Below are 13,561 nucleotides of genomic sequence, written 5' to 3' on the forward strand. Positions count from 1 at the left end.
ACGGCAAGCTCATGGCATTTCGCAAACACATGCGAGTCGATTTGGAAAGTATGAAGATTATTTATTGGAAGAAACCATAAATGATATATTGAGTGAAAAATAATGAAAAATATAAAATGATATGCTATACTTTTATTAGATTAGGAATATTGGAATTAATCTGTAAAATTGGATAATAGTAATTAATTCGATTGTTTTATAAACACTGAAAAAAACAATCAGAAGGTGTGAAGGAGTATGTTATGAGGGGAAGAAAAGCATTATCAATAATAGTATTTGTTACATTATTACTATCAGGTTGTTCAACGTCCAAGTTTAATGGGAATAGAACTGGAAATGAAAGTCAGTTAATTATGGATTATACTATTTTAAATACAACAGATTTTCAGATGTTAAAATTAGTAGCAGGGGATATTGTGAATTTTGAAATTAAAAATGATTCTGGAAAATTAAATATTGTTTTTCAAAAAGATGGAGAAAAACCAGCGTATGAAGGAACTAATGTTCCTACGAGTTCGTTTAAAGTTAATATAAACGAAAGTGGCGAATATAAAGTTTCTGTAACGGGCAAAAATGCTAAAGGTAGCGTGAGTATCACAAAACAATGAGCATTAAATTGCAATGTTTCTAATAGGTATAAGCAATACCTTTGATAGAGACTTATAAAGGAACAACTAAATAATTAGAACAGGCTTGCTAATTGTGGAGTCTGTTTTTTGTTGTCTAAAAGTAGGTGGAATTAATGTGTGAAAATATTAGAACGTCTGGAAAATTAGTTATGTTCAAAATCAATAAACTTGCTAGAAACGAACATGCACATTTCCATCCTAGTGGAGTGTCAGAACCTTCGAAAGAGGATATTAATTACAGAAAAGCTGGAAAAGGCAGCTGAATTGATGGGGATTCATTTTTATGACCAATATTTTCATTTAAAATATGTGATAGGAAATAATGAAGTGATTTTTTAAAGATTTAATGATAAAATAATAATATTATTATTAAATCACAACAAAATATAGAAATAATAGATAATTAATACAAGCATGTATTGCGATGAGATTAAAAATATATTGAAATCATATTATGAATTGCTAAAAAAATGAAGAAGAGATGTGGGAGGATACTATGATACGAATAGCCATAGTCGAGGATGATATTATATATATGAATCAATTAACTGAATATATAAATCGATATGAAGAAGAGAATGACGAAAAATTTGATGTAAAAAAATTTTGGGATGGTGATGATATCGTATATGAGTATAAGGCAGTTTATGATATCATCTTCATGGATATTCAGATGAAGATAATGGACGGGATGAAGGCGGCTCAAAATATCCGTAAAATGGATGATAATTGTATTTTGATTTTTATTACAAATATGGCGCAGTACGCAATACAAGGATATTCTGTTAATGCAATGGACTTTGTTCTTAAACCAATATCCTATTTTGCTTTCTCGGAAGAGCTTGCGAAAGCAGTAAGAAGGATGAAGGAAAGGGCCGTCGCTCATATAATGATTAAGCAGGAGAGTGGAATGATCCGCCTTGATGTTTTACAGGTTACATATGTAGAAAGTCACGGACATAAAATACTGATCCATACACCAAATGCTATTTACAAAACGATAGCAACCATGAAAAATATGGAAGCGCAATTGAGCGTATATAAGTTTTCAAGGTGCAATAATTGCTATTTAGTTAACTTGAGACATGTAGAAAGTGTTCATCAGAATATCGTAACATTAGCGGGAGAAAAATTACAAATAAGCCGTCCCAAAAAGAAGGCATTTATGAATGCTTTGACGGATTTTGTGGGAGGAGAGATCATATGACGACGATACCTGATATTCCTCGCTTATATACAGCAATTAACGAATGGATCGCTTGTGTGGTTTATATCATGATTATGAGAAAGCGCATTACGGGGATTAAATTGGGATTATTTCTAGTAGGAGGATTTATCTCCCTTTGTGCCTTGCAACTATTAAATGGTGAACTGCCCCTGGCTTTATGGATTCCGGGAATGATTGCTGCGATCGTATTGATGTACGTATTTATTTTATCCTGCTGTGAACTTTCAATATTGGATGTGGGAGCTTGTTGCGCTAGGGCAATCGTATTGGCAGAATTAGCAGCTTCTTTTGAATGGCAGGCTTATATATTTTTTGCAGAACGGGGGAACCAATCACAGTGGATTTCTATTGGATTTATGATAGTCTTTAATGGATTAATTAATCTAATCGTTTATTTTTTGGAAAGACAACATATACCAAAAGGTAAGAAGCTTGATGTAACTCGGCGTGAATTCTCTAGTTCAGCCTTGATTGCTGTTGCGGCGTTTATTATGAGTAATATCAGTTTCGCATATATGGATACACTCTTTAGCGGGCAAATGAGGATAGAAATACTATATATCCGTACATTGGTAGATCTTGCAGGCTTTGCCATTTTGTTTGCTCAGCAGGACAAATGGCAGGAATTACATATGAAACATGAATTAGAGTCGATCAATCTTATATTGAATCAGCAGTATAAACAGTATCAGCAGTCGCGTGAAAATATTGAACTGATTAACCGTAAATATCATGATATGAAGCATCAAATTAGTATCATAAGGGCGGAAAGTGACCCGATGAAAAAAGAAGAGTATCTGGAGGAAATGGAAACCGGAATCAAAATGTATGAGGCACAAAACAAGACAGGAAATAGCGTCTTGGATACCATTTTGACAAACAAGAGTATGTATTGTGTACAACACGATATCAATTTTACCTGCGTGGCGGATGGAACGCTTCTGAATTTTATTTCGGTGATGGATTTATGCACAATCTTTGGTAATGTGTTAGATAATGCTATTGAGAGTGTAGAGAAATCACAAGACACCAACTCACGATTAATCCGTGCTGCGGTGTTTGCACAAAATGATTTTTTAATGATCCGAGTAGAAAATTATAACGAAATAGAACTGACCATGGATGATGGACTTCCAGTTTCTACAAAAATGGATAAACGATTTCATGGCTATGGGATTAAGAGTATCCTCCTTGCAGTGGAAAAGTATGAGGGAACCATGACTATCCACAGTGAAAATCAATGGTTTACATTGAGAATTTTAATACCACTCATCGAAAACAAAGTAAAATAAACGATTTAATTAAATGAATATCGAAAATCCACTTCCGTTTTTTGTGCAATACTTCCAAAAAAAAATCTGATTGTTGCTTTTTTTGTATCAATATAACAGGTTATGATTTGAAATTAGCAATCTATGCTGAAAATGTGCACAAATGTAATCACGTGATATAATGAATACACCTGTGAGCAAAGGGAGAAAAATGTTAGATTGACGGAGGAAGATATTTATGATAAAGAAGAGAATGAGTAACAAGAAGTTCAAGGTTATATGGATACCAATACTTTCAGTTGTATTAGTATTGGTATTAGTGGCCAACATTGCGGCCAACATATTTAGTGGATACGTTGACCTCTACTTGGGGCGTGGTGACCTTGTATTAACAAAATCTGAAGGTACAGAAAGTTGGAATAGCGAATACTATACCAGCGACTACACTTCAAAAGATACACTTGATACAGCAGCAAATAAAATGGTAGAAACTGTTGAGTCTGAAGGCATTGTTTTGATGAAGAACAATGGAGCACTTCCACTTGCTACATCAGCAAACAGCCCCGCAAAGGTAACACTTATGGGTCGTGATGCGGCTGATCCTGTTTATGGTGGCTCAGGTTCAGGTTCAGTAAAATTGAGCACAGTTGTAGATTTTAAATCAGGATTACAAAATGCAGGTTTTCAAGTTAATGATACCGTATTTTCTATATTGAAGGAATATTCTTCTTATAAAGAAGTTACAAATATGCGTGGCGGAAAAGATAAAGTGTTCGATCATCCCAAAGTAAATATTGTAATGGATAAACCTGCTGTCTCTACTTTCAATATTGGAGAAATGCCAATTGAGAATTACACACCAGATGCGATTGCAAGCTTTAAAACCTATGGCAATGCAGCTATTGTTACATTTGGTCGTGGTGGTGGAGAAGGTGGCGATCTTGCTACAGACATGACGGGTTGGGATGATCACTACACAGCAGGTCAGCATGAGCTTGAGTTAAATTATGATGAAAAACAAACGTTGGAACTTGCTGAGCAGAAATTTGATAAAGTAATTGTTGTTATCAATTCTAGTAGTGTAATGGAACTTGGCGACTTAGCGACTGATGATAAGGTTGATGCAATTCTTTGGGTTGGAGCTCCAGGACAGACTGGTTTCAACGCAGTGGGAAATGTTTTGAACGGTAGCGTAACTCCTTCAGGACGTACAGCAGATATCTATCCAGCAGATCTTACAAAGGATCCTTCCTTTGCAAACTTTGGTAACTATCAATATTCTAATATTAATGCAAAAAATGCATCTGGAGATGGATTTTTTGTTCAATACGAAGAAGGTATTTATGTTGGTTACAGATATTATGAGACAGCAGCTGCAGAAAACGTCATTAATTATAATAAAGCAGTAGTATATCCTTTTGGTTATGGTCTAAGTTATACAACTTTTAGCCAGGAGATTGTAAGTCAAAAGTTAGGAAATGTAAATGGTGATATAACCGTTGATGTTAAAGTAACAAATACTGGAAGTACTTATTCAGGTAAAGACGTTGTTCAAATGTATTACTCTGCACCTTATACCAAAGGTGGAATTGAAAAATCTCAAGTTGTTCTTGGTGATTTTTCAAAAACTAAGTTACTTGCACCAGGAGAATCACAAACAGTAACACTTACATTAGCAGTAGAAAATATGGCATCTTATGATTATAAGACAGCAAAAGCATATGTACTTGATGCTGGTGATTATAACATCAGTATTCAAAGCGATTCTCATAATGTAGAAAAAAGTACACAACCTTTTACATACAAAGTTAATAAGACTATTGTCTATAGTGGTGATAATCATCGTGCATCCGATGTAACAGCAGTTACAAATGAATTTGATGATGTATCAGCTATGTTTACAGATACAGCTACCAAAGGAAATGCAACTAATATGTCAAGAGCTGATTTCGTGGGCACATTCCCAACTGCTCCAACAGATGCAGATAAGGTTGCAAATAACGACATTATTAAGGGATTCCAAGCTTTTGTAGCGGCAGATAATCAAGTTGCAGGTGCTACGATGCCTACTACAAAGGCTAGTAACGGACTTCAGTTGATTGATCTTCGTGGTGTAAGCTTTGATGATTCGGCCTGGGATCTTTTGTTGGATCAATTAGATCCTGAAGCATTATCTAAAGTGATAATAAGTGGTGCCTATAAGACAGATCCATTGGATACACTTGGAAAGCCTGCAACAGTGGAATTAGATGGACCGGCTGGTCTCAGTTCCTTTATGACAGCAACGAGCGGCACAGCATATCCTTCAGAAGTTGTAATAGCTTCTACGTATAATACAGAGTTAGTAAAACAAATGGGAACTATGGTAGGAAATGAATCACTTTTTAATAAAGTAAACGGATGGTATGCTCCTGCTATGAATACACATCGTTCACAGTTTGCAGGACGTAATTTTGAATATTATTCAGAAGATGGTTTGCTTGCTGGTAAGATAGGAACTGCTTGTGTATCAGGAGCAGCTGACAAAGGTGTTTACGCATTTATTAAACATTTTGCATTGAATGATCAGGAAACGAATCGAGTAAATAATGGTGTTTCTACCTGGGCTAATGAGCAGGCAATTCGTGAAATCTACCTAAAGCCTTTTGAAGTTTCAGTTGAAACCGCAACGACTACACTCAAATACATTTCAGATGACAAAGGAACTATTTCTCAAAAAGATGTTAAAGGTTGTACAGCAGTTATGAGTTCCTTCAATCGTGTTGGAGCTACATGGGCTGGTGGAGATACTGCTCTGTTGGAGAACGTACTTCGTGATGAATGGGGATTTGAAGGATTTGTTATTACTGACTTTAATCTTTACCCATATATGTATACAAATCAAGGTATTGCAGCAGGTTCCGACTTAATGTTGACAATTTCCCCAATGAAGACCATTGAGGATGCAACTAGTGCAACAGCAGTAACTAATTTAAGAAAAGCTGCTCACAGAATTCTGTATACCCAAGTAAATAGTAATGCAATGAATGGTATTGTTCCTGGAACAATTATTAGTTACACAACACCACCTTGGAGAAAGGCTCAAATCGGAGTAAATATTGCAATGGCAGTTCTACTCTTGGCTGGATATTCATGGGTTATTATTAGAGTTCGTAAAAATAAAAACGTATAAATAAATTAGCACTGAATAAAATAAACAAGTTATTTCAAGTAAAATATAGCGAAGAATTATCTATACATGTTTCAGTTAGATGCACACAATTTACATCCTTGAATTAGGATGTAAATTGGTGCCTCTATAAATAACAATACAAAAGTACTAAAAAAAAGGGACCCAATATGAAGTATAAAGAATTAATTGATAAAATGACATTAGAAGAAAAGGCATCGCTTATGTCTGGTAAAGATTTCTGGCAAACGCAGGAAATTGGGCATTTGGGAATTAATAATATATTTTTGGCAGATGGACCGCATGGAATCAGAAAGCAAGCAGCAGCGGCAGATCATCTGGGTCTAAATGCAAGCATTCCTGCAACCTGTTTTCCGACAGCGGCGGCTGTAGCAAACAGCTGGAATGAAGCATTAGGAGAAAAAGTCGGAAAGTACCTAGGCGAAGAGGCAGTTAGCCAAAAAGTTAATGTGCTACTGGGACCCGGAGTCAATATGAAACGAAATCCACTTTGTGGACGAAATTTTGAATATTTTAGTGAAGATCCTTATCTTGCAGGTAAAATGGCGGCAGGGTATATCAGAGGAATTCAATCAAATGGAATTTCCGCCTGTGTGAAACATTTTTGTGTAAATAACCAGGAAGAGAGACGTATGGCAATCGATACGATTGTAGATGAAAGGACTCTTCGGGAAATTTATCTGACCGCATTTGAAATTGCCGTAAAGGAAGGTAATACGAAGTCTGTCATGTCTTCTTATAATATGCTTAACGGCACTTATACGAATGAAAATAAATTTTTGATGCAGCAAATCCTACGTGAAGAATGGGGATACAATGGATGTGTAATCACTGATTGGGGCGGTAGCAATGATCGTATAGAAGGATTACTAGCTGGCAATGAATTAGAAATGCCAACCACAGCAGGTGAGACTAATCAGTATATTATACAAGCAATTAAGAATGGAATTATTAAAGAAGAAGTACTAGATACATGTGTAGACAGATTATTGAATCTTATTTTTTCAACAGAGGAAACATTTAAGACGCCAATCGAGGATTTTGATTCGGAAATGCATCATAAAGTGGCACAAGAAGTTGCTGAGGAGTCAATTGTACTGCTAAAGAATAATGATAATATTTTACCACTAAGACATGGGATGAAAGTGGCTGTTATTGGAGATTTTGCGAAAGAAGCAAGATATCAGGGCGCAGGCTCATCTATTGTAAATCCTACCTCGTTAGATAATACATTGGATTGCATTAAATCCTTTGGTATTGAAACTATTGGTTTTGAAGTTGGATATAACAGATATGGTAAACGAAGTAGTAGCATGATTAGTAAGGCTTGTGCACTTGCAAAAAAAGCAGAAGCTGTTCTACTATATATTGGTCTAGATGAAGTGAGTGAAGTGGAAGGTCTTGATCGACAGAATATGAAACTGCCTAAAAACCAAATAGAATTATTAAATGCGTTGTATCAGGTTAACCCTAATATTGTAGTTGTACTTTCTTGTGGTTCAGTGATAGAAATGCCATGGATAACGAAGGTGAAAGGTCTAGTTCATGCATATTTGAGCGGGCAGGCCGGAGCAAAGGCCATCTTAAGAATTCTGACTGGCGAAGTAAATCCTTCAGGAAAATTAGCAGAGACTTATCCTATTTGTTATGAGGATACCTCTTCTTGTCATAATTTTCCAGGAAAAGAAGTGAGCGTAGAATACAGGGAAGCATTATTTATCGGGTATCGTTATTTCGATACAGCAAAAGTTGATGTCTTATTTCCTTTTGGATATGGACTTAGTTATACAACTTTCGAGTATTCTGACCTTCAAGTTACAAAAGATGCGGTAACCTTTAAACTGACAAATACCGGAAAACATGCAGGGATGGAAATCTCACAGTTGTATGTTGGATGTAACTCAAAGGAGATTTTTAGAGCGAATAAGGAATTAAAAGGATTTGCAAAGACATTAGTTAACCCAGGAGAGACAAAGACGGTTACAATTCTCTTTGATGATAAGACTTTCCGATATTTTAATATTAAAAGTAAACGCTGGGAGATTGAAACAGCAGATTATCAAATTATGATCGGGGCTTCTAGCATTGACATTAAATTGACGGACAACATTTATATTGAAGGAACAAATGCACCACTTCCTTATGATAAGGAACGGCTACCTTCCTATTTCTCGGGAAAAGCAGAAAATGTCAGTGCATCTGAATTTGAAAGCCTACTTGGATATAAAGCACCTAAGACCACTTGGGATAGAAAGAAACCGCTTGGCTATAACGACACAATTGCTCAGTGTCAATATGCTAAGGGAGCTTTTGCAAGATTTGCATATCATGTATTAGTTTTTGCCTATTGGTTTTTGAAAAAAATAGGAAAGCGAAAAATCGCCAATATTATCATGATGTCAGTTTATCATCAACCGTTTCGTGGTATTGCTAGATTGACAGGTGGAATTATGAATATGCCTATGTTAGATGGCGTTCTTATGATAGTAAATGGGCATTTCTTTAAAGGCCTGAGGCATGTGTTCAGCGAAAGAAAAAAGATGCTACGCGCAGGAATGAGGTAAATAATGAGTGAAGACCATTTGAAAAATAAAAATATTTCAGGGATTCTGGGAATTTGGACACGGTTTAAGGAGAAGAACCCAACAGGTGCACAATTTCTGGTGTTTTTCATGTTGAGCAACGGTATAACAATATTGCAAATGGTTTTAATGCCTGTGCTTAAAGGCATGTTTGCGGGTACATCACTAGTAGATACAAGTTTTCAAATTTTGCAGGCAGGTCATAATTTTGACGGAAGTAAATATTTTGTATTTAATTATGCAGCTGGGGCGATTTCCGCTGGAGGCGGAGGCGGACTTGCATACTTTCTTGCAGTACAGATAACTATGGGTATTGCGCAGATTATCAACTTTTTTGCTCAAAGAAATATAACCTTTAAGTCAAATAGTAACATATGGAAAGCAGCAATGTGGTATGTAATTGCATATATAATTATATCAATTGGAGCAGCAGCTCTTCAAGGATTATATAAAGCACCTATTTATAACTTGCTTATGAACACATGGAATTTAGGTTCCTTTGGAGAAACGGTGGCGGATTTCATTACAATTATTATAAACTGTGCTATTTCTTTTTGGGTATTTTTCCCAATATTTAAAGTTATTTTCCACCAGAAATCAGAAAAGTAGTGAATTTGTATATTTAAATTATTAAACGGTATTTAAACCGTATAGAGTAAGCCTCCTTCCGTTGCTATCGGTTGGAGGCTATTTATGTGTGCCAGGCATGGCAATAATCTAGCTGGTGAAAGTCCAGTCACGGGTATTTACCGCCAAGTGTAGCGGACCACAAGTTGGTATCAGTAATGATATGAATGAAGGAAGTGGTGTAGCAAAATTCTTGAGCCTAGGATTTAAACGAAGAAACAATTCAGGGATAGTAAAAAAAGAGTTATTATAATTAAAGGTGGAGTTCCAAATATTTTTAATGTATGGGAAGATGAAGTGAATATGGTAGAATGATTCGTGAAAATGGTGAAAGAGCGTAGAAAAAAATGATTTCATGACATCTATCTGATATTTTAAAAGGCATTCTGATATAAATATTTCTACGAAAATGATAAAATAACTCTAACTGTGATAGAGTAGAATGAAAATTGGAGGAAAGATAATGAAATATGGATATTTTGATGATACAAAAAGAGAGTATGTGATTACACGACCTGATACACCGGCACCTTGGGCGAATTATCTGGGATCACCAGAGTATGGTGCATTGATCTCTAATAATGCAGGTGGATACAGTTTTGCGAAATCCGGTGCAAATGGCCGAATTTTGAGATATATATTCAATCAGTTCGATCAGCCGGGACGATATATGTACATTCGCGATAACAAAACACAGGATTACTGGTCGGCATCCTGGCAACCAGTAGGAAAAGATCTCGAAGCATACAAAAGTGAATGTCATCATGGTACCGCTTATACAAAAATGCTTGCTGATTATAGTGGCATTCATTCAGAGGCGCTGTACTATGTGCCACTGGATCAGACATATGAAGTATGGAATCTAAGATTGACGAATCAGTCCGCTGAAGACAGGGAACTTACCGTGACTGGATATGCAGAGTTTACCAACAATAATAATTATGAACAGGATCAGATCAACCTCCAATATTCCCAGTTTATTACACGTACGGAGTTTCATGAAAATCGAATCCGTCATGTGATTCATGGGAATCTTGACTGGGCAAAAGAAGGAGAGGAAGTAGACGATGAGCTTGTAATTGATCGTTTCTTTGCTCTGACTGGAGCGACTGTCGATTCTTACTGTGGAGATCGAGAAGAATTTCTTGGACGCTACCATGGATATAATAATCCTCAGGGAGTAGAAAAGGGCCAGTTATCGGGAGAAATGTGCTACAACCAAAATGGCTGTGGGGCACTTTCTACAGTAATTCGTTTAAAACCGAATGAAACAAAGGACATTGCCTTTCTTGTTGGAATGAAGGGTAACAAAGAAGCAAAAGAAATTATTGTAAAATATGAAAATACAACACAACAGTGCGAGAAGGAATTAAATGAGCTGATTACCTACTGGCATGGCAGACTGTCTCACTTCCAGGTACAGACACCAAGTGCAGAATTTAATACCATGATCAATACTTGGAATGCTTACAACTGCTTTATAACGTTCATCTGGTCCAGGGCTGCATCCTTTTTCTATTGTGGACTACGCAATGGATATGGTTACCGCGATACGGTTCAGGATATTCAGGGAATTATTCACCTTGCGCCAGAAATGGCACTGGAAAAGATCCGTTTCATGCTTTCAGCACAGGTAGACAATGGAGGCGGTCTTCCATTGGTAAAATTCAACCATAATGCGGGACATGAAGATACTCCGGAGGACGCATCCTATGTGAAGGAAACTGGACATCCGGAATATCGTGCGGATGATGCGTTATGGCTCTTCCCAACGGTGTATAAGTACCTTGCAGAATCCGGTAACATGGAATTTCTTGATGAGGTAATTCCTTTTGCTAATAAAGATGAGGGGACTGTCTATGAACATTTGAAGCGTGCGATTGACTTCTCAATGAATCGTCTTGGGGTTCATGGTATGCCTGCAGGTCTGTATGCAGATTGGAATGATTGCCTTAGACTAGGAAAGAATGGAGAATCTGCTTTTGTAGCGTTGCAGTTCTATTATGCAATGGACATCATAAAAAGATGTGCGGAATACAAAAAGGATACCCAGTATGGTATCTATCTGGATGAAAAGAAAAACATGCTTGGGAAAATCATAAACGAATGTTGCTGGAATGAAGATCGGTTTATACGTGGCTATACACAAACGGGTGAAATCATCGGATGCAAGACAGATCCTGAGGCAAATATGTGGTTAAATCCTCAAAGTTGGGCGGTAATCAGTGGACTTGCCAGTGAGGAACAGGCAGATACAGCCCTTGATACGGTGTACCAACGTCTGAATACAGAGTATGGCGCAATTCTGATGGATCCACCATATTACAAGCATGCCTTTGAAGGAGCTCTTGCAGTAATTTATAATGCAGGTTCGAAAGAAAATGCAGGAATCTTCTCCCAATCTCAGGGATGGATCATTTTGGCGGAAGCGCTGCGTGGCCATGGAGACCGTGCCTTTACTTACTTTATGGAGAATGCACCGGCTGCCCAGAATGAGAAAGCGGATATTCGAAAATTGGAACCATACTGCTACGGACAATTTACAGAAGGAAAGGACAGCCCACACTTTGGACGTTCTCATGTACATTGGCTGACAGGCACTGCATCTACTATTATGGTAGGTTGTGTAGAAGGAATTCTTGGAATGCGTCCAGATTTTTCTGGTCTATGCATTTCACCATCCATTCCCAAAGAGTGGGATACGTTTACAGCAAAAAAAGAGTTCCGTGGAAAACATCTGCACATCCAGGTCTATAACCATAATCAGAAAGAGAGCGGATGTGTGGAACTCTTGGTCAATGGAGAAGCGATGAAGGGCAATTATATTCCATTTGAGAAAATGACAGAGAATACGGATATAGTACTTACAATATCATAAAGAGGAAAGAGAAAATGATGGAAAGTAAAATTCAGTTTTCTGGAAATACAGGCACATTTTTATTCATAATCCGAAGATACAGTCAAGTCTGTATCTTCCGGTTGCAAATGAAGTGGGCATTAAAAGCAGTTACAGAATTGAGATGACGGAATGTGGGGTAACCACAGGTACGTTCCATTTGTGAAAGTGCAGATACCTATCTATATAAAAGGGAATTTGGAGGATATCGCTTGAAAAACGATTTTGATGAAGAAAAATATGATTTGGGAAGAATGTTCGATTTCGCATATGGCGAAAAGGAAAATGGAGCAGTATTTTCACATATGTCTGTTATGTACGCAAAGGCTCTGTATAAAAGAGGTTTTGTAAAAGAAGGACATAAGGTTTTAGAAGCTCTTCTGCAACAGTCTATGAACAGCGAAATCAGTGGCATGTATCCTGGTATCCCTGAATATTTTGACTCACAGGGGCGAGGAAAATATTCCTATCTGACAGGAGCAGCAAGCTGGTATATGATGACTCTCATTACTGAAGTATATGGTTTTTGCGGAGAGCAGGGAGATTTATGTATTGCTCCGAAACTACGAATGGAACAGTTTGATGAGCAAGGCAAGATTGCAGCAGTTTTTCCATTCAGGGAACAGCAGTTTCAGGTAACATACCAGAATCCAGGCAAGAAGGATTATGGCTGCTATGATATCTGTGAGATAGTCCTGGATGGAAAAATCATAGAGATTTCGAAAGGACAATCTGTGAAGATACCATTTGCAGCCTTAGAAGGAACAACAGAGCATACCCTGAACATACTGCTTGAATAGAACATAACCTAAAATAAAAAAGATCCTAAAAAGTGCAATTGTTTTCCAATTGCTATCACTATAGGATCTATTTTATTGTTTTTAAAAGATATTGTAATGTGAATGCTAAAAGAAATCAAATATTCATGGGATGAGATTTATACAGAAGGGGGATGCCTTACAAATTATGGTAAAAGAATTTTTCTTGAATTAGCTGCAATAGAAGTAGATTTTCCATTTTCATTTTATTATGTATAAGTGCATGAATTTTATATTTTTTTATTTTATATGGTATATCTAAGTAGACAAAAAAAGTACTATGATGGCATCTATCGAAATAGCATAGTTTGATGAGAAGG

Annotated in this window: 10 protein-coding genes; all 10 read left to right on the plus strand. The window is 36.7% G+C overall.

Features of this window, described 5'->3' with window-relative positions:
* Positions 1-242 precede the first annotated feature (242 nt).
* The gene (locus BMY18_RS00890) at positions 243-608 is read left to right on the plus strand and encodes a putative periplasmic lipoprotein (protein WP_092449634.1); all 366 of its coding nucleotides are present in this window, start codon (positions 243-245) and stop codon (positions 606-608) included.
* A 134-nt stretch (positions 609-742) separates the two neighbouring features.
* Positions 743-892, plus strand: a complete 150-nt coding sequence (locus BMY18_RS20865; RefSeq protein ID WP_170841240.1) for a hypothetical protein — start codon at positions 743-745, stop codon at positions 890-892.
* 233 nt (positions 893-1,125) lie between these two features.
* Complete coding sequence (locus tag BMY18_RS00895) at positions 1,126-1,836, plus strand: LytR/AlgR family response regulator transcription factor (protein ID WP_092449636.1); 711 nt, start codon at positions 1,126-1,128, stop codon at positions 1,834-1,836.
* On the plus strand, positions 1,833-3,149 hold the full coding sequence (locus BMY18_RS00900) for an ATP-binding protein (protein ID WP_092449638.1): 1,317 nt from the start codon (positions 1,833-1,835) through the stop codon (positions 3,147-3,149). The genes BMY18_RS00895 and BMY18_RS00900 overlap by 4 nt, the downstream gene beginning before the upstream one ends.
* Positions 3,150-3,366: 217 nt before the next feature.
* Complete coding sequence (locus BMY18_RS00905; RefSeq protein ID WP_092449640.1) at positions 3,367-6,300, plus strand: beta-glucosidase; 2,934 nt, start codon at positions 3,367-3,369, stop codon at positions 6,298-6,300.
* Positions 6,301-6,467: 167 nt separating this feature from the next.
* Positions 6,468-8,882, plus strand: coding sequence for a beta-glucosidase (locus tag BMY18_RS00910; protein WP_092449642.1), 2,415 nt, complete (start codon positions 6,468-6,470; stop codon positions 8,880-8,882).
* Positions 8,883-8,885: 3 nt separating this feature from the next.
* Positions 8,886-9,509 carry a hypothetical protein gene (locus tag BMY18_RS00915; RefSeq protein WP_092449644.1) on the plus strand — a complete coding sequence of 208 codons (624 nt, stop codon included), beginning with the start codon at positions 8,886-8,888 and terminating at the stop codon, positions 9,507-9,509.
* 481 nt (positions 9,510-9,990) lie between these two features.
* Entirely contained in the window at positions 9,991-12,405 is a 2,415-nt protein-coding gene (locus BMY18_RS00920; protein ID WP_092449646.1) for a glycoside hydrolase family 94 protein, read from the plus strand.
* Between the two features lie 14 nt (positions 12,406-12,419).
* A complete protein-coding gene (locus BMY18_RS21470; RefSeq protein WP_278280949.1) occupies positions 12,420-12,551 on the plus strand; it encodes a hypothetical protein in 132 nt (43 codons plus the stop codon).
* 30 nt (positions 12,552-12,581) lie between these two features.
* Positions 12,582-13,223, plus strand: a complete 642-nt coding sequence (locus tag BMY18_RS21755) for a GH36-type glycosyl hydrolase domain-containing protein (RefSeq protein WP_139197192.1) — start codon at positions 12,582-12,584, stop codon at positions 13,221-13,223.
* Positions 13,224-13,561: the final 338 nt, after the last annotated feature.

It is taken from the genome of [Clostridium] fimetarium, from assembly GCF_900111235.1.
Lineage (GTDB): Bacteria > Bacillota > Clostridia > Lachnospirales > Lachnospiraceae > Clostridium_N > Clostridium_N fimetarium.

Coding starts and splice junctions, on each gene's coding strand:
- BMY18_RS00905 (WP_092449640.1), top strand. CDS start 3,367: ATGATAAAGAAGAGAATGAGTAACAAGAAGTTCAAGGTTATATGGATA.
- BMY18_RS00915 (WP_092449644.1), top strand. CDS start 8,886: ATGAGTGAAGACCATTTGAAAAATAAAAATATTTCAGGGATTCTGGGA.
- BMY18_RS00910 (WP_092449642.1), top strand. CDS start 6,468: ATGAAGTATAAAGAATTAATTGATAAAATGACATTAGAAGAAAAGGCA.
- BMY18_RS21470 (WP_278280949.1), top strand. CDS start 12,420: ATGATGGAAAGTAAAATTCAGTTTTCTGGAAATACAGGCACATTTTTA.
- BMY18_RS00895 (WP_092449636.1), top strand. CDS start 1,126: ATGATACGAATAGCCATAGTCGAGGATGATATTATATATATGAATCAA.
- BMY18_RS00920 (WP_092449646.1), top strand. CDS start 9,991: ATGAAATATGGATATTTTGATGATACAAAAAGAGAGTATGTGATTACA.
- BMY18_RS20865 (WP_170841240.1), top strand. CDS start 743: ATGTGTGAAAATATTAGAACGTCTGGAAAATTAGTTATGTTCAAAATC.
- BMY18_RS00900 (WP_092449638.1), top strand. CDS start 1,833: ATGACGACGATACCTGATATTCCTCGCTTATATACAGCAATTAACGAA.
- BMY18_RS00890 (WP_092449634.1), top strand. CDS start 243: ATGAGGGGAAGAAAAGCATTATCAATAATAGTATTTGTTACATTATTA.